The sequence below is a fragment of the Pedobacter miscanthi genome (genome assembly GCF_003315595.1).
GTDB classification, from domain to species: Bacteria; Bacteroidota; Bacteroidia; order Sphingobacteriales; family Sphingobacteriaceae; genus Pedobacter; species Pedobacter miscanthi.
Genome location: NZ_QNQU01000011.1, coordinates 66,722 through 84,848, shown reverse-complemented (window position 1 = coordinate 84,848; position 18,127 = coordinate 66,722). Strand labels below are relative to the sequence as shown.

The 18,127-nt window shown below is 39.9% G+C and carries 14 protein-coding genes; 11 read left to right on the top strand and 3 right to left on the bottom strand.

The genetic code is table 11. From position 1 onward, the window contains the following. Nucleotides 1-83: 83 nt before the first annotated feature. From DRW42_RS14125 to DRW42_RS14095, 7 genes are all read left to right on the top strand, one after another. Entirely contained in the window at nucleotides 84-755 is a 672-nt protein-coding gene (locus DRW42_RS14125) for a basic secretory protein-like protein (protein ID WP_113949474.1), read from the top strand. 37 nt (nucleotides 756-792) lie between these two features. Next, the gene (locus tag DRW42_RS14120) at nucleotides 793-3,081 is read left to right on the top strand and encodes a GH92 family glycosyl hydrolase (RefSeq protein ID WP_113949473.1); all 2,289 of its coding nucleotides are present in this window, start codon (nucleotides 793-795) and stop codon (nucleotides 3,079-3,081) included. A gap of 141 nt (nucleotides 3,082-3,222) precedes the next feature. Continuing rightward, complete coding sequence (locus DRW42_RS14115) at nucleotides 3,223-4,632, top strand: 3-keto-disaccharide hydrolase (protein ID WP_113949472.1); 1,410 nt, start codon at nucleotides 3,223-3,225, stop codon at nucleotides 4,630-4,632. 11 nt (nucleotides 4,633-4,643) lie between these two features. After that, entirely contained in the window at nucleotides 4,644-6,611 is a 1,968-nt protein-coding gene (locus DRW42_RS14110) for a c-type cytochrome (protein ID WP_113949471.1), read from the top strand. Nucleotides 6,612-6,681: 70 nt separating this feature from the next. Further along, a complete protein-coding gene (locus DRW42_RS14105; RefSeq protein WP_113949470.1) occupies nucleotides 6,682-9,030 on the top strand; it encodes a TonB-dependent receptor in 2,349 nt (782 codons plus the stop codon). 750 nt (nucleotides 9,031-9,780) lie between these two features. Next, on the top strand, nucleotides 9,781-10,470 hold the full coding sequence (gene rpiA, locus DRW42_RS14100; RefSeq protein WP_113949469.1) for a ribose-5-phosphate isomerase RpiA: 690 nt from the start codon (nucleotides 9,781-9,783) through the stop codon (nucleotides 10,468-10,470). A gap of 562 nt (nucleotides 10,471-11,032) precedes the next feature. Then, a complete protein-coding gene (locus tag DRW42_RS14095; protein WP_113949468.1) occupies nucleotides 11,033-11,422 on the top strand; it encodes a LiaF transmembrane domain-containing protein in 390 nt (129 codons plus the stop codon). A gap of 570 nt (nucleotides 11,423-11,992) precedes the next feature. On the opposite strand, the gene DRW42_RS14090 is transcribed toward DRW42_RS14095, so the two are convergent. Next, entirely contained in the window at nucleotides 11,993-12,979 is a 987-nt protein-coding gene (locus tag DRW42_RS14090) for a GlxA family transcriptional regulator (protein WP_113949467.1), read from the bottom strand. 163 nt (nucleotides 12,980-13,142) lie between these two features. On the opposite strand from DRW42_RS14090, the gene DRW42_RS14085 reads away from it, so the two are divergent. The 4 genes from DRW42_RS14085 (at nucleotide 13,143) to DRW42_RS14070 (ending at nucleotide 16,509) form a co-directional block, all read left to right on the top strand. Next, nucleotides 13,143-13,556: a VOC family protein gene (locus DRW42_RS14085; protein ID WP_113949576.1), complete on the top strand. Its 414-nt coding sequence runs from the start codon at nucleotides 13,143-13,145 to the stop codon at nucleotides 13,554-13,556. 1 nt (nucleotide 13,557) lies between these two features. After that, nucleotides 13,558-13,935: a DoxX family protein gene (locus DRW42_RS14080; protein ID WP_113949466.1), complete on the top strand. Its 378-nt coding sequence runs from the start codon at nucleotides 13,558-13,560 to the stop codon at nucleotides 13,933-13,935. Nucleotides 13,936-14,082: 147 nt separating this feature from the next. Beyond that, the gene (locus DRW42_RS14075; RefSeq protein WP_113949465.1) at nucleotides 14,083-15,402 is read left to right on the top strand and encodes an alpha/beta hydrolase; all 1,320 of its coding nucleotides are present in this window, start codon (nucleotides 14,083-14,085) and stop codon (nucleotides 15,400-15,402) included. 135 nt (nucleotides 15,403-15,537) lie between these two features. After that, the gene (locus DRW42_RS14070; protein WP_113949464.1) at nucleotides 15,538-16,509 is read left to right on the top strand and encodes a YihY/virulence factor BrkB family protein; all 972 of its coding nucleotides are present in this window, start codon (nucleotides 15,538-15,540) and stop codon (nucleotides 16,507-16,509) included. A gap of 2 nt (nucleotides 16,510-16,511) precedes the next feature. On the opposite strand, the gene DRW42_RS14065 is transcribed toward DRW42_RS14070, so the two are convergent. Next, on the bottom strand, nucleotides 16,512-16,934 hold the full coding sequence (locus DRW42_RS14065; RefSeq protein ID WP_113949575.1) for a secondary thiamine-phosphate synthase enzyme YjbQ: 423 nt from the start codon (nucleotides 16,932-16,934) through the stop codon (nucleotides 16,512-16,514). Nucleotides 16,935-17,040: 106 nt separating this feature from the next. Next, nucleotides 17,041-18,075, bottom strand: a complete 1,035-nt coding sequence (locus DRW42_RS14060; RefSeq protein ID WP_113949463.1) for a DUF2157 domain-containing protein — start codon at nucleotides 18,073-18,075, stop codon at nucleotides 17,041-17,043. Nucleotides 18,076-18,127: the final 52 nt, after the last annotated feature.

The following is an 18,127-nucleotide window of genomic DNA, read 5'->3' as shown; positions in this document are numbered from 1 at the left end:
TGATCATTTACTAAAACGTTTTACATAAAATATTTAATTTGCAGAATTAAACGCTAACCAAAAACACTAATATCCCATTATAAATGAAAAAAATATCAATTCTATCGGTTTTTGTGATGCTTATTTCGGCCTTATCAGTGCAGTTGAAAGCGCAGGAAATCACTAAAAAAGGCGGTTATACCTTGTCTTTCGAAAGCAACTTCAAAGAACTTGATCCGCAACTTAAAAAGCGCCTGATCAAAACCTTTTTCGAAGTTTATCCTAAACTGGCGAAAGAATATAATCCCTCTACCATTAAAGAAGTAAAGTTTTTTGTAGATACAGCTTATAAAGGCGTAGCTGCCACCGCTGACGGTAAAGTAACTTTTAGTTCGATGTGGATGATCAAACACCCCGAAGATATTGATGTAGTTACCCATGAGGTAATGCACATTGTGCAGGATTATGGCCGTAGTGTTGGTCCGGGCTGGTTAACCGAAGGTATTGCCGATTATGCACGTTATAAATTCGGCGTTGATAATGCTGGTGCCAAATGGTCGCTGCCTGCATTAAAACCTGATCATAGCTATAAAAACAGTTACCGTATTACTGCCGCATTTTTTGCCTGGATAGAAAAAGATGTAAAACCAGGTACCATTAAAGCCGTTGATGCTTCTTTAAGAGACCATACCTATACTAAAGAAATCTGGACCAAATTAACTGGTAAAGATTTAGATGGACTTTGGGCAGATTACGTTAAAAATTCGCAAGTTTAGAAAATAATTATACGCATATAAAACACAAACACAACAAATGAAACGACTATTTATCGCTTTATTGGGTTTTGCGGCAACAACCAGCTTCGCACAAACAATAGGCAAGGTTACAGACCCGGTTGACTGGATAAACCCTTTAATGGGAACAGCTTCCAAGCCGGCATTGTCAAACGGAAATACCTACCCGGCAATCGGATTGCCTTGGGGTATGAACATGTGGACACCACAAACGGGTAAAAGTGGCGACGGATGGGCTTACACTTACGAAGCCGATAAAATCCGCGGTTTTAAACAAACCCACCAGCCATCACCATGGATGAACGATTACGGCGCTTTCTCTATTATGCCCGTAACCGGGAAATTAAAATTTACTGATGACGACCGTGCGAGTTGGTTCAGCCACAAAGCAGAGGTGTCTAAACCATATTATTACAGTGTTTATTTGGCAGATGCTGATGTAACCACCGAAATTACCCCTACAGAAAGAGCTGCTCAATTCAGGTTTACTTTCCCTAAAACCGATAGTTCTTACGTAGTTGTAGATGCCCAGAACAGGGGATCGTATATTAAAATCATTCCGGCTGAAAGAAAAATCATCGGTTATACCACAAAATATGCACGTGGTCCGTTGCCTAAAAATTTCAAAAACTATTTTGTAATCTATTTCAATAAAGATTTCAAACTGGCCAAAACATGGGATGACAAAAAATTAAATGATAAAGATTTAGAACTGACTGTAGATCACGCTGGTGCTGTTATCGGTTTTGCTACGCAAAAAGGCGAGCAGGTAATTGCAAAAGTAGCTTCATCTTTTATCAGTTTCGAACAGGCCGATCTTAACTTAAAAAGAGAACTGGCTAACGATGGTTTCGATGCTACAAAAGCAAAAGGCAGAGCAATCTGGAACAAAACGTTAAGCAAAATTTCGGTTGAAGGTGGTACCATCGATCAGGCCCGTACTTTTTATTCGGCCATGTACCGTACCCTGTTCTTCCCGAACAAATTGTACGAAGTTGATGCACAAAATCAGATTGTACACTGGAGCCCATATAATGGTCAGGTTTTACCGGGTTATATGTTTGCCGGTACCGGTTTTTGGGATACTTTCAGGGCTTTATATCCTTTCTTAAACCTGGTTTATCCTTCTATCAACAAAGAAATGCAACAGGGCTTAATCAACGATTACAAAGAAGGTGGTTGGTTGCCAGAGTGGAGCAGCCCTGGTTATGCCAACATTATGGTGGGTAACAACTCTGCTTCGGTAGTTTCTGATGCATACATCAAAGGCATGCGCGGTTACGATATCGAAACTTTATGGCAGGCGGTAAAACATGGTGCCAACAACGAAGGTCCGATGGAAGCTGTTGGTCGTGATGGCGTTAAATATTACAACGAATTGGGTTATGTGCCTTTCGATGTGAAAAAGAACGAAAATGCGGCTAAAACTTTAGAGTATTCGTATGATGACTTTACCATCTATCAATTGGGTAGGGCTTTAGGTAAACCGGCATCGGAGATCGACATCTATAAGAAAAGAGCCATGAATTACAAAAACCTTTTCGATCCGGCTTCTGGCTTAATGCGTGGTAAAAACCAGGACGGAACTTTCCAAAGCCCGTTCAGTCCGTTTAAATGGGGTGGTGCATTTACCGAAGGTAATAGCTGGCACTATACCTGGTCGGTTTTCCAGGATGTTGATGGTTTAGCCAAATTAATGGGCGGACATGATAAATTTGTAACCAAATTAGATTCGGTTTTCTCTATGCCTCCGGTATTCGACGAAAGTGCTTATGGTGGTGTAATTCACGAAATACGTGAAATGCAGATTGCAAATATGGGCCAGTATGCACATGGTAACCAGCCTATCCAGCACATGATTTACCTGTACAATTATGGCGGTGCCCCTTACAAAACGCAATATTGGGTACGCGAAACCATGAACAGAATGTACAAAGCTACACCTGATGGTTATTGCGGTGATGAAGATAACGGGCAAACTTCTGCCTGGTATGTTTTCTCTGCAATGGGTTTTTACCCGGTAACACCAGCAGTTGATCAGTATGTTTTAGGTGCACCTTTGTTTAAAAAGGTAACCATTACTTTAGAAAACGGTAAAACTGTTGTCATCAATGCACCAAGCAATAGCGATAACAATCGTTACGTACAAACCTTGCAGATGAATGGTAAACCTTATTCTAAAAACTGGATCAGTCACAGTGGTTTGCAAAAAGGCGCCGTATTAGACTTTAACATGACCGCAACGCCAAACAAAACAAGAGGTACAAATCCTGCTGATTTCCCTTTTTCATTATCAACAGAAAAATAAAAAACAATCAAGGCTGTATCATAAATATAAATTTGTCATCCTGAGCGCATCGAAGGAAAAATCGAATAGTAATTATGATACAGCCTAATACTTAAGGAAACCTTAATCCCTGAACAAGGATTAAACTAACAAACCAAATATATGAACATCAACGTCTCGAAGACGGGGTTTACAGCCATCATCTGGCTCTGCGGAACCCTGCTGGCATTCGGTCAGCGTATCGATCTTAAAGATCTTTCTGCCTTCAAAAACCCTTCAAATTCATGGTCGCTTGCCCAAAATGTGGTTGCCGATCTTAATGCCGAAAATGTTTTAAAAACAACCAAAGGCGAAGGTATATTAGTAAACCAATCTACCGCAAAAAAAGCTGGTTCTGATTTGTATACGGTTAACGAATATGGCGATGTAGCTGTAGAACTGGATTATTTAACTGCTAAAGGAACCAATTCTGGTATTTACCTTCAGGGGAATTACGAAATCCAGATTGATGATGCCTGGGGTTTAAAAAATGCTACCTCATCAAACAACGGCGGTATTTACCAGCGTTGGGATGATAGCAAACCCGAAGCCGAAAAAGGTTTTGGAGGTATTGCACCACGTCAGAATGCAAGTAAAGCACCTGGTTTATGGCAGCACATTAAAATTATTTTCCAGGCACCAAAATTTGATGCTTCCGGAACAAAAACACAAAATGCAAAAATCATCAGCGTTGAATTAAACGGTGTATTGATCCACGAAAATGTTGAACTTTTTGGCGCAACCAGAGGTGCGGCAGGTGCTGAAAAAGCAAAAGGCCCGTTACGTTTACAGGGCGATCACGGTTCAGTTGCTTTTAAAAATATCTCAATCACCGAGTTATCTGATATTCCAAGATCAGAACAAAGGGGAGGTGCCGATCCGATTTATATCGAAGCGGCAAGCAATAACATGATCAGAAGTTTTGTTGATGTGGTTCCAGGAGTACGTTCGGTACATGCCATTTCAGTAGGCGGACCAGAAAAAACGGCTTTCAGTTACGATTTGGATAACGGAACCTTATTACAGGGCTGGCACGGTAATTTCGTTGATGCTACCCCAATGTGGGATGGTCGCGGTAATGGAACCTCACGTCCGTTAGGCAGTATTACTCGTTTTACCAAAAAACCGGTTTTGGCCATTGCGAAATTAGCAAACGATCAGGCGGCCTGGATTACCGATACTACAGGTACAGGTTTCAGAACCAAAGGTTATGTTGTAGATAATCAGGAACGCCCGGAATTTAAATACATCATTAACGGAACTCATGTTACCGATGCGGTTAAAGTATTGGAAAACGGACAGGGTTTAAGCCGCGAAATTTTGGTTGATAAACCGTCAAAAGACCTGTATTTCTTATTGGCAACTGCTTCAAATATCGAAGAAGCAGGTAAAGGTTTATACCTGGTTGACGATAAATCTTATTACATCCAGTTGGCCGATGGATCAGCCAAACCCGTAATTAGAGATGTTGATGGCAAAAAACAATTTATTGTAGCCATAGGAACCAGGTTAAATTATACCATTTTGTTTTAATTGTGATGACAATGAGAAATACATTCAAAAAATTAGCAATACTGGCATTAAGTTTTAGCTTTTCTACAGTTTTTGCACAGGAAACCCCGAAAGAAGAAGATTTTTTCAAAATAAATAAAGTACGCGTACCAGAAGGACCGATTTTAGAAGTTGGTGGTTTAATTACCATGCCAAACGGCGATCTGGCCATTTCTACCCGCAGGGGAGAAGTGTTTATTGTAGAAAACCCAACCAGTGCCAAACCTTACTGGCGCAGGTTTGCCTACGGACTGCACGAAATTTTAGGTATTGCCTATAAAAATGGTGCATTATACGTGGCACAACGTGGCGAATTAACCAAACTGGTTGATAAAGATCAGGATGGTAAAGCTGATGTATACGAAACCATTTATGCATGGCCTTTAAGTGGTCACTATCACGAATATAGCTTCGGACCGAAGTTAATGCCTGATGGTACCTTTATGGTTACTGCAAACGTTGCCTTTGGCGATGAAGAATGGTGGCGTGCCGAAAGCCGTGTACCCATGCGTGGTTGGGCCATGAACATTACCGAAGATGGTAAAATGAGCCCTTATGCTGCGGGTTTCCGTTCTCCTGCCGGTATCGGTAGCATCGACGGTAAATTTTATTACACCGAAAATCAGGGCGACTGGGTAGGATCAGGCGGTTTGTGGAAAGTAAACAAAGGCGATTTTATGGGACACCCGGCAAGTTTAAGGTGGACAAATCTTCCAAATTCTCCTGTTAAGTTACAATCCGATTTCTTCTATTCACAAATGGACGAACGCCGTATTAAAAACGAACAAGGCCGGTACATTAAACCAGAAAACAGGGTAAACGAAACGTTCAAAACCTTATTCGAAATGAAAAAGGTATTCCCTGAACTGCGTTTACCGGCAGTTTGGTTACCTTACGGTATTTTGGGTATCTCTTCTGCAGAGCCTGTTAAAATTCCTGCCAATACATTCGGTCCGTTTGCCGGTCAGATTTTAGTTGGCGATCAGGGTATGAGTATCATCTCGAGGATTTTTATGGAAACCGTAAAAGGTGAAGAACAAGGTGCAGCCTTCCTTTTCCGTAAAGGTTTTCGTTCGGGAGTGTTAAGATTAGAGTGGGGTACCGACGGATCATTATTTGTAGGCGAAACCAACCGTGGTTGGGGATCAGCAGGTGATGCCAACGAAGGTTTGGAAAGATTGGTGTACAATAACAAAACACCATTCGAAATGAAAGCGGTTAGGGCAATGCCTGATGGTTTTGAAGTAGAATTTACCATGCCTGTTGACCGTAAATCAGCAGAAGATCTGGCTTCGTACAATGCAGAAAGCTTCATCTATAAATACCACCCGGTTTATGGTTCTCCTCCGGTAAATACCGAAAAACTAAAAATCTCAGGTGTTAAAGTTTCGGCCGATGGATTAAAAGCAAGAATTATTGTTTCTAATCTCCGTCAGTATTATATCCACACCTTAACCCTCGATGGTATTCGTTCGCAGGATGGTTTTTACTCTCTGATTCATCCAGTAGCCTATTATACCTTAAACCAGATTCCTGATGGAAATAAACTTTCTGCCAGCGAAGTAAGCACTAAGAACTCTGCAGCAGCACCAGCTGCACCTGCAAAAAAAACAGCGGTACCAAAAGGCACCACGGGTAAAGCACCAGAAGCCAAAGGAGCAGCTGCAACTGAGGCTAAACCAGCTACAACAGCAGCAAAAGCACCTACCTATAAAGAGGTAGAAGGCCTTTTAACTAAAAATACCTGCCTGGCCTGCCACAACCCAACCAAAAGACAAATTGGCCCCCCGTTTGCAGAAATTGCTAAACGTAAATATTCACCAGAAAAAATATTTCAGTTGATCCATAACCCTCAGCCTCAAAACTGGCCGGGTTACTCAACAGAAATGCCTCCAATGCCGCAGGTAACCAAAGCAGAAGCTTTAAAGATTGCAGGCTGGATCAATTCTTTAAACAAATAAGTTAGTTAGTATAGTTGTTAGGAACGGTTAGTAGAAATGCTAGCCGTTTTTTTACTTTTACAAGAAAAAAATGAAGAACATTTTAATGTTAATAGGGGTATTCCTGTTAACCTGTTTTGCAGCCGGTGCACAGCAGAATAATATATCGGGTACCGTAAAAGATGATAAAAATGAAAGTATCGCCAATGTAACTGTGCGGGTATTAAATACCAATTTATCTACGGTAAGTAAGGTCAATGGTGCTTTTGAAATCACAAATGTTCCTGCCGGGAAATTAACGTTAAAATTTAGTGCCATTGGTTATGCTACTGCCATTAAAACCGTTAGCAATAACCAGAGTCTGGATGTTGTACTATCAGAAACCAATTCCCGACTGGATGAAATAACCGTTTCAGCACAAAAAACCGAAGAAAATGTACAGAACATTCCGGCCGCGGTTACTGCATTTTCAGCATCAAAAATCAGCGATTACCGCATTCAGAATACGAGGGATTTAGCCACACTTGTACCCAACTTGTACAGCAGTAATCCTGGCGATGGTCGAAATGTAACGTCGATAAGGGGAATCGGTACCACTTCTTATGATCCGGCTATTGCAACTTATATTGATGGGGTAAACCAGTTTGGTTTAGATACCTACATTTCGTCATTATTTGATGTGGAAAGAATTGAAATACTCCGAGGTCCACAGGGAACATTGTACGGCCGCAACGCCATGGGAGGCGTGATCAACATCATCACCAAACAACCTACTAACTTAACTACAGGTTTTGCTGGCATTGATTTGGGGAATTATGGTCAGCAACGTTACAGCCTGGGTATCCGCACTGCTTTAATTAAGAATAAACTCTTTTTTGGTGTTGCCGGATTGTACAACACGCAGAACGGCTTTTACACCAATACTTTTAACAACACAAAATTCGATAAACTGCATGGCTTTTTGGGTAATTATTACCTGAAGTTTTTGGCTACATCAAAATTTGCCCTTACATTAAATGTGAAACATAACGAAAATAGGAACAATGGTACTTTCCCTTTAACCGGTTCGGTTGATGAAGCATTAACCAATCCATTCCATTTAAACCAAAATTCGACAACAGAAATGGTCGATAATTTATTTAACGCTTCGTTATCTGCAAACTACAGTGGAGATGATTTCAATTTCACTTCGCAAACAGCTTATCAATCCAATTACAGGTATTACAAACAGCCAATTGATGGCGATTTCTCTCCGGCCGATATCGTTTCTATTGTAAATAATTATGGTAAAGACTGGAATAAAGTTAAAGTATATACCCAGGAGTTTAAATTCAGTTCGCCTGCATCTGGTACTTCAAAATTTAAATGGGTAGCCGGTTTGTATGGTTTCTATCAGAAAAATCCGGTAAAACAGGGCTCATATTTTGGTGCTGATGGCGCCGTTTATGGTGCTGAACCTAATACCACTGCCGTAAACATTAATTCGGGTAAAAGCGCTGGTTTTGCCGCTTTCGGACAACTTTCTTATCAGGTAACCGAAAAGTTAACGGCTACTGCAGGCTTGCGTTATGATTACGAGCATAAAAAATTACTGGCTTCGGGCGAATACCTTATCCCAACAATGGATCCGATTGTTACACAGGGCGATACGTTAGCCAAAGCAAATTTTAATGCGATCTCGCCTAAATTAAGCCTGACTTATGCACTAAGCCATAATAATAATGTTTATGCAACTTATAGTCGTGGTTACCGTGCAGGAGGGATAACGCAACTGGCATCTGATCCAACAACAAAACCGCTTGATACCTATAAACCGGAATATAGCAATAACTTCGAAATCGGTACCAAGAATACCTTTTTCGATCAGCGTTTAACCGCAAATATTGCAGCTTTTTATGTAAATATTACCGATGCCCAGATTCCCGTTCTCATATTGCCTGAAGCCTTAACTACTACGCGCAACGCCGGTAAACTGGCGAGTAAAGGTGTAGAGCTTGAGCTTTCTGCCCGTCCTGTAAAAGGTTTAAGTGTCGATTATAATTTTGGGTATACTGATGCGCGTTACAAATCATTAAATGTGTCAAAAGGAGGAGAAACGGTTGATTTAGCAGATAATAAACAGATTTATACACCCGAAACTACTTCTATGCTTGCCTTACAGTACAGCTACGAGGTAGATAAAGCCTCTAAGTTAAATGCCATTGCACGCGGCGAATGGTTGTTTACAGGAAATCAGTTTTATGATTTAAGTAACCAGATTCAGCAAAAAGGTTATAGTGTTTATAATGCCAAAATCGGTTTTTCTGCTAAAAAGTATGATCTGTTTTTCTGGGGAAGAAACCTGGCCAATAAAACCTATGTCGATTATGCCTACGATTTTGGAGCCGCCCATTTAGGTAATCCGAAAACCTATGGAATAAGTTTGGTAGGAAGGTTTTAGTAGAGTTTTCTTCGCGTGTTGTCATCCTGAGCGTAGTCGAAGGATCTTTTATTTCGGCTAACATCAACAGCGATCATTTTAAGGTTACTCCCCCGAAAACCTCGGAAGGCTCTCGGCTGAAAAAGCCTTCTCGCAATTGTAAAGGTTTAGTAATTCTGTTACCGAATTACTAAACCTTTACAGCAATGACCTTTGTTTTAGAATGACAGTAATCAAAAAAAAGAAATGGGGATTCCACTTATGCAGAATCCCCATCATCTAAATTAACCCTGTAAACAGAATTTATTGCATAAACAGTAATTTTTTGCTCCATGCTTTTCCACCCCGCTAGGCCACAGCACAGTATCTCCGTTGTACTTAAATCCGGCCTAATAAATTTTTCGGACTCCACTGACCCAGCCAAACCACTAACTTTGAAGAAAAATTTTCAGCCGGTGTTTTTTGTTTCTTTTTGACAGCAAAAAGAAAGAGCCCATCGGCGGTGGCGAGCCGAGGCAAGGATGGGCAATGGACAAATAGAGATCATTCGATTCCAATCAAGGATGACAGTACGCAAAAAAGAAATGGGGATTCCACTTATGCAGAATCCCCATCATCTAAATTAACGCTCTCATATACATAAACGTTATAAACAGGATTTATTGTATTGGGCTTAATTTTTTTTTCCAGCCTTAATTCGTGTCTGCACGAAGCAATCATTTCTTCCCATCTTATTTTGTGATGTTTAGCATTTAAACCTATTTTTACTTTATGGCTACGATAGATAAAACCCAACAAGATGCTGAAAAACTAACGGCTGCCCTGGCTGCCGTAAAATATGTCAAAGATGGCGATGTTGTGGGCCTTGGTACAGGATCGACTACTACTTTTGCTATAAAAGAACTTGGTAAACGTGTAAAAGAAGGATTAAAAATCACTGCAGTGGCAAGTTCTATCCGCACAGAAGAACTTGCAAAATCCCTCGGCATCGAGATCCTCGATTTGGGCAGTTTAAGTACAATTGATATTAGTATTGATGGTGCCGACGAGTTTACCGAAACACTCGATCTGATTAAAGGTGGGGGCGGAGCGCTATTCAGGGAGAAAATTATAGCCTCATTAAGTAAAAATGCCATCATCATTACCGATGCTTCTAAAAAAGTAAAAAAACTGGGTGCCTTTACTGTTCCAGTTGAAGTAATCCCTTTAGCTTATCAGTATGTTTTCGATCAGGTTACTGCACTTGGTGGAAAAGGCCAATTAAGATCAATAGAAAATAAACCATTTATTACTGACAATGGAAACCTGATTATTGATGCAGATTTTGGCCTGATTGATGACCCTGCAAAACTTGCATTCGATCTCAACCAGATCAACGGATTGTTGGCCCATGGATTATTTATCAACCTCACCTCGAAAGTAATCATGAGCGACGGAACGGATATTATTGTTTTTGAATAAATTAGTTCAGTGGTTCATTAGCCATTAGTTCATTTGTCTGGTTTATCGTAAATGCGAACTGCCTAATGGATTGTTTAATTGTTGGATTGCTGTATGGTGAACTGAAATTGTTAAGAATGGTTAATCAGTTTGTTGTAATGCAAACTGCCTACTGGATTATTTAATTGTTGGATTGCTGTATGGTGAACTGAAAATTGCCAACTGAAAATTGTCAATCGGTTAATCGCCGCCAATGCGAAGTCCGTCATTGCGAACCGAAGGGTGGTATTATGTGGGCATTGTGAAGCAATCTTTATAGCTCGTGAGTTCATTTGTTATTAATAATGTAAACTGCCAATTGAAAATTGTAAACTGATTACTGGATAATCGGTCAATCGTCGCCAACCGCATCATGCTAGGCGCCACCCGCTTCACTCACCGATAAATTTTCCTTCCCAGAAATTCCTCAAATTATTTTACCGACAATTTTATTTCACTCACCGATAAAACCTTACAACTAAGGGAAAAGCCATTCTCCGGCCTGGGTTTCCGTAGTACATTTGAATCATAAAACAAACAAGTCATGGAAACTTTAATCAAAAAAAATCACGCAGATAAACAATTAGGTTTAGGCATTTTAATCCTGGTAATCGGTTCGGTATTCTTCCTTAGAAACACTGGAATTGATGTTCCACACTGGATATTGAGGTGGCATACCATTATGCTGGGTGCAGGTTTGTGGATGGGTTACCGCAAAAACTTTCAGGGAAGCGGCTGGTTGGCATTAACCATTATCGGTGGCATATTTACCCTAAGGGCAATCAGCATTTTTGATTTTAATTTGTCTGGAATTACCGTTCCGGTAGTATTAATCGGATTGGGTTTATATGTGATCTTAAAACCTAAAAAAGTTCAAAACTTTGATCAGTATTTCGAAAAGAAACCAGTTGACTTTACCGAAAAAGAAAGCTAAAATTCTTAACTCCATCATATATCTTAAAAAGGGACATTTTTTAACAATGTCCCTTTTTCGCGTGGCGCTAAGCGCCATGCGCTTTGTGAAAAAAGAAACGGGGATTCCACCCTTAGGCAGTATCCCCGTCATCTAAATTAACGCTCTCACATACATAAACGCTGTAAATGGAATATATTGTGCTAGGCTTAAATTTTTTTATTGCATATCATCATTTTTTTCGTGTCGTCATCTCAACTGGAGCGTAGTGTAATGGAGAGATCTATCTCGAGACAGATTTAGCTTCGCTGAGCCTTCGGGTTCTCGACTACGTTGCACTCTGCTCGAAATAACGATATTTTTTCATCTGCGATCGTCATGCTGAATTTATTTCAGCATCTTTCATGCAAGATAGACCCTGATCCCGAATATTCGGGACAGGGTGACGACTCTGATATTAACAATTGAGATATACCCAAAAAAAGAAACGGGGATTCCACCCTTAGGCAGTATCCCCGTCATCTAAATTAACGCTCTCACATACATAAACGCTGTAAATGGAATTTATTGTGTTGGGCTTGAATTTTTTTATTAAACCTGTAAAACCGGTGCCGCTTTATGGTATTTATTCCGGTATTCAATCGGCGTTAAACCGGTTATTTTCTTGAAAACGTCTCTGAACGATTTGGTATCCGTATACCCCACATCAAACATCACTTCGGTAATATTTTTCCTGCTCGATTCAAAACTGCGTTTTGCAGCCTCAATTTTTACCCTTTGGATGTATTCGATTACTGTATTTTTTGTGGCGCTTTTAAACCGCCGCTCAAAACTCCTTCTGCCTAGTGCAAGCATATCCGCCAGCTGATCTACCGTAATCCGTTCCTGATAATTTCCGTCAATAAATTCCTGTGCTTTTTTAATTTTTGCATCCTCATGTCCTTTTTGTCCCTGAAACATCATAAAAGCAAGCTGACTTTCGCGATCAATATCTATGGCGAAATATTTTGCCGCTAAAATAGCCGTATCTCGGTCGGTATATTTCTCTACCAGGTATAAAAGCAGGTTCCAGTACGAATTTGCACCACCGCTCGAGTATAAACCCTGCGCATCGGTAATAATGCTGCCATCAACCAATTCCACATCAGGGAACATTTCCCTGAATTGATTGGCAAATAACCAGTGCGTAGAGCATTTCCGGCCGTTTAATAAACCTGTAGAAGCCAATAAAAAGGCACCCAAACAAAGCGAAGCTACTTCTGCACCTTTTGCATGTTGTTTTACAATCCAAGGGATCAAATCTTCGTTCGCTTCCATTGCATAGCCCACATTTCCACTTATTGCAGGTACAAAAATGAGGTCGGTATGTTCTACTTCGTGCAGGAGTTTATCTGCATGGACCGAAAACAGGCTATTATTTAATTTTACCTCTTTCGTCATCCCCACCAGCTCGACTTTAAAAAGCGGCAGTTTGCCTGATGCCTGTAAAAATTCATTAACAGCCGTAAATAAATAACGGGGATCTGCTATGGCCTCGATCACGGCAGTCTCTGGAATTAAGATAGATACATGTTTCATAACTCAAATATAGCAAGCCTGTTTGTCGTAAACAACCCCTGCAATTGACGTTTCTGCATGTTTAGCTTTTTGCAATCTCCCCGTATGTTTGTGTTGTTAAAGGCTGATGCCAAAATGTATAATAGAGGAACCGATGTGCTGTAGGGCATCAAAAAATAATGAAATGGCTAGTATAAATTCATATCTCACATTTAATGGCAACTGCCGCGAAGCAATGACTTTTTACAGGGATTGCCTCGGCGGAGAGTTAACCCTCGAAACCATTGGTGAATCGCTAGAAGCAGATAGAATACCCTGTATTATGAAGCGGAGTATTATGCATGCTGTATTAGCTAAAGATGAGCTGGTGATTATGGGTACAGATATGGTAGAAGAGCGTGGATTGATAAAAGGTAACTCCATCTCCATGATGCTCAACTGCAATTCGGAAGAAGAGGCTATAGCTTATTATAATAAACTTTCGGCAGGGGGGAGGGCATCACATCCTTTACAGGAAACTTTCTGGGGAGCACTTTTTGGCGATTTAACAGACCGTTTCGGCAATAATTGGTTAATTAATTACGATAAAAACAGGTAAGATGAAAAAGTTGAATACATGGTATTGGATTGCGACCATTATTTTCGCATTAATGATGATTATGGATGGTTTTGGCGGGATAACCCAACAAGAAGCCGGTAAAGAGGTGTTTAAACACCTTGGTTACCCCATGTACCTGCTTATTATTGTTGGTATAGCAAAACTGTTAGGTGCAATATCCATCTTACAGAATAAATATGTAGCCATTAAAGAATGGGCTTACGCAGGTTTTGCCATTAATTTTATCGGGGCTTTTGCCTCCAGGGCCTTTGCAGGAGATGGAGTATCACTACTAATTCCACCTGTTATTGCGTTGTGTATTATGTTTATTCCCTATATTTTATGGAAGAATTTAACAGGAAATGTTAAAAATAGTTAAAACTAAATAATTAGTTTTAATAAAGCTTTTTCAGAACCAAATATTGTTAACTTTGGGTATTGTAAACAACCAAACACAATTGTGGAACCGTTTTGATTTTCAGTTCAGATCATACTGTTTCACCATCCCTAAAAACAATTTATACGAATGAAAAAGAGCCTTTTATTCATAATCGCTTTATTATTTACCACTTCGGCATTTTCGCAAAATGTAATCCAGCTGTTTAACAGTGCAAATGACTTTTTTAAATTATTGCAGGAAGAAAAATTTACCGATGCGCATGCCTTTTTTGATGATACCTTAAAAACCAAATTACCGGAAGAAAGCCTAAAAAAACTCTGGGGCGACATTGGAAATAAATTTGGAAAAGCCGAATCGTTTGATGCCATTCAGAGTAAAGCAGAAGGGCAATTTTTTGCAGTAACCGTTGAAGGCAAATTTGCCAAGGGCGACCAGAACTTTATTGTAGGTTTTAATAAAATGCAAAAGATTGTAGGGATTTTCCTTGCACCTTCAAAAAAGATAACCACCTATTTAAAGCCAACTTATGTAGATACGGCTTTGTACACCGAAAAATCGGCATATATTGGTCCTCCGGGAAAACAACTGGCAGCCATTATCACCATACCCAAGAATGTTAAAAACTTCCCGATGGTTGTTTTTGTACATGGCTCCGGTCCGGGTGATATGGACGAAACGGTAGGTGCCAATAAACCTTTTAAAGATCTGGCCGGTGGATTGGCTTCTAAAGGAATAGGTTCTGTACGTTATGTTAAGAGAACCCTTATTTATGCCAATGAATTTAACGTTCCTTACACCGTAAAAGAAGAGGTGTTGGATGATGAAGCCGCCGCAATTGCAGCTGCAAAAACAGCTGTTGGCGCCGATCCGAAAAATGTTTATGTATTTGGCCATAGCCTGGGTGGCATGCTGGCTCCAAAAATGGCAACATTATCGCCTGATTTGGCCGGGATTATTTTAGCAGCTGCACCAGCGAGAAAACTAACTGATCTTATTGTAGATCAAAATAAATACATGTTCGAGCAAGCGAACGATACGTCGGCTGTTTTTAAACAACAACTGGCCAATGCGATTGCAGAAATTGATAAAAGCAGGATTTCTTCTTTGGGAACAACCATAAAGCCTGATTCAGTAATATTAGGTTTGCCTGCAAAATACTGGGCCGATTTAAACAGTTATGATCAGGTAGCAGTGGCGAAAACTCTATCAAAACCAAGAATTTATGTTTTACAGGGTGGAAACGACTTTCAGGTAAGCAAAACCGATTTCGATTTATGGAATGAAGCTTTAGGTAAAAAGAAAAATGTGACCCTTAAATTTTATCCCGAATTAAACCATTTGTTAAGTCCGCAGACCGGAAAAGGTACTATGGCTCAATACCAGGCTGCGGCAAGTGTTTCGGATGTTTTGGTGAACGATCTTGTTACCTGGATCAAAACAAAATAAGGCATCATTAGTCATATTTTAATCATGAAAGCTCCGGTTTACCGGGGCTTTTTTTGTTGCTATTGTTACATAATGAAAAAACAATTCAAAAAATGGGCGGTTTAATTTAGAGAATATCATCAAAACCGTTTTATTATGGCAGCAAGGAACAAAATCACTTTAAAAGGAATCTGGGGTGTTTTAAAAGCATCATTTACTGGTTTTAACGACCATAAGGTAACCAAGCTAAGCGGTTCGCTGGCTTATTACACCGTTTTTTCTATGGCGCCTTTATTAGTGGTGATTATTTCTCTGTGTGGTATATTTTTAGGAAGAGAAATTGCAGAAGGGCAGGTATATGCCCAGTTAGAAGGTTTTTTAGGCAGAGAATCTGCCACATCTTTGCAACAGTTGATTAAAAATGCTTATCTGGACGGAAAAAGTACCATTGCATTAATTATTGGTATTTTTACGTTATTGCTTGGTGCAACTACAGTATTTGGCGATATTCAGGATTCTATCAATACAATCTGGGGTTTAAAACCAAAACCTAAAAGGGGCTGGGTAAAAATGTTGCAAAATCGTTTTCTGTCGTTTTCGGTGATTATAAGTCTTGGTTTTGTGCTGTTGGTATCACTTGCAGTAACTTCCGTTTTGGATGCTTTTAGCAACCGTTTACAGGCCAGGTTTGCCGAAGTATCGGTTATTGTATTTTATGTGGTTAATCAGATTGTAACCCTTGCCGTAATTTCGTTAATATTTGGAGTAATTTTTAAGGTATTGCCCGATGCGATTATCAAATGGCGAGATGTAATTGCCGGTGCAGTGGTAACAGCCATACTTTTTATGATTGGTAAATTTGCCATTTCTATTTATATCGGACAAAGTAACGTGGGTGGCACTTATGGTGCAACCGGATCGCTTGTTGTGGTCCTCCTCTGGACCTACTACTCTTCTATTATTTTATATTTTGGTGCCGAATTTACAAAGGCGTATGCTGTAGCTTTTGGGTCGGAGATTTATCCTTCACATTATGCAGTTACCACCAAAGAAATCGAAGTAGAAACAGATGGTAAATCTATACAGGATAATCACCCTGAAATTAAGGAAGAAGTGAAAAAAGCATAAACTTATTCTCCCCAGGCAGTAATAATTAATCTTCTTTGTCCACCATGGTTACGGTGTTCACAAAGATAAATGCCCTGCCAGGTACCAAGGGCCAATCTGCCGTTTCTTATAGGAATAGTAACCGAACTGCCTAAAAGTGCCGCTTTTAAATGTGCAGGCATATCATCTGATCCTTCGTAATCATGCTCATAATCAGGGTCATTCTCTTTAACGGTTTTATTAAAGAACATTTCGAAATCCATACGCACAGTGGGATCGGCATTTTCGTTGATGCTAAGCGAAGCCGAAGTATGTTGTATAAAAACCTGGCAAATGCCAATATTGATTTCATCAAGCTGGGGTAGGGCATCTTCAATCTCATCGGTAATGATGTGAAAACCCCTTCTTCTTTCTCTAAGTGTTAATGCTTGCTGGTATATTTTCATTGGTTTAATATCATAATTTGTCATCTCAACTGTAGCGCTGCGAAATGAAGAGATCTGTGAAATATCGTTTATAGATCTCTCCACTACGGTCAAGATGACGACTGGCCTACTTCAAAAATTCTACATTCCATATCTTCTCTGCTTTCCGGCCAATTAACCAGAAAGAAGCCGCCAGTACCGAAAAGAATAAAGCCTTATGCCAGCTGTCCCAAAAATATTCGAAATAGCGTGTATAAAGGTTAATAAAGAGAAATGTAATGCCAAATTCCCGCGCAATATCATCATGGTATTTTAAACCAAATAACGTGCTTGCCACGCAGATGGCTGCCGAAATTAATGCCCAGTAAAACAAACTTAACTGCCTAACGGTATACCATTCTTCCAAACTGGCAAAATTACCGAATACCGATAAAGCCCAAAGCGATACGAATAAGTAAACCATACCTGCTATATAGGTAACCTGAAAAAAGTTTTGTGTTTTGGGAAAAGCTTTCATGATAAAAGATGCTGCAGTTAATGCAGCCCCGAAAACCACAAAACGTAAAGGATAATTCATACCCAGGAAATAATAATTCCACCTGCTTAAATAACCCGTTTCGGTACCAAACCAGGCACCCAGAGAGATTAAGGCGAAAATCCAGATTAACCTTGAGTTGAAAATAAAACCTAAAGCGCCATAAATAAATACCGATACGAGGATAAGAATAGAAAAATTGCCTGAACCGTTATCGAATGCCTTTCCGAAATAAGCTATGGCATTCGCCGTTAATAAAATCGCCGAAAAAACTATGGCCTCGTTGCTGAACTTTAAATGGGGGAGTTTCTTTTTCCGTCTGAAACCGAGTATATAAAGCCACGCAGCCAATCCGCCTGAAACAATGGCTATAACGATATTTGGCGTATTGTAAACCCGTTTTAAATAGTTTAAAATTGAATTATCGATAAGTAAAGAACCGAGCGCAATAAAACCACAGGCCAGCGCCACCCAAAAAGCATATTGCGCCAGACGCAGCCAATCGAAATTTTTAGCCTCGTAACTTTTACGGAGTTTATTTCCTGTTTCTTCATTGATAATGCCATCGCTTTGCCACTGCTCGATCATATCATCAAGAAATTCACTCTTTTCTCTGTCGACTTTCATAGGTTAGGTTATGTACGAATATAGGTTTTTTGGTCCGAAGTCGGAAGTCAGA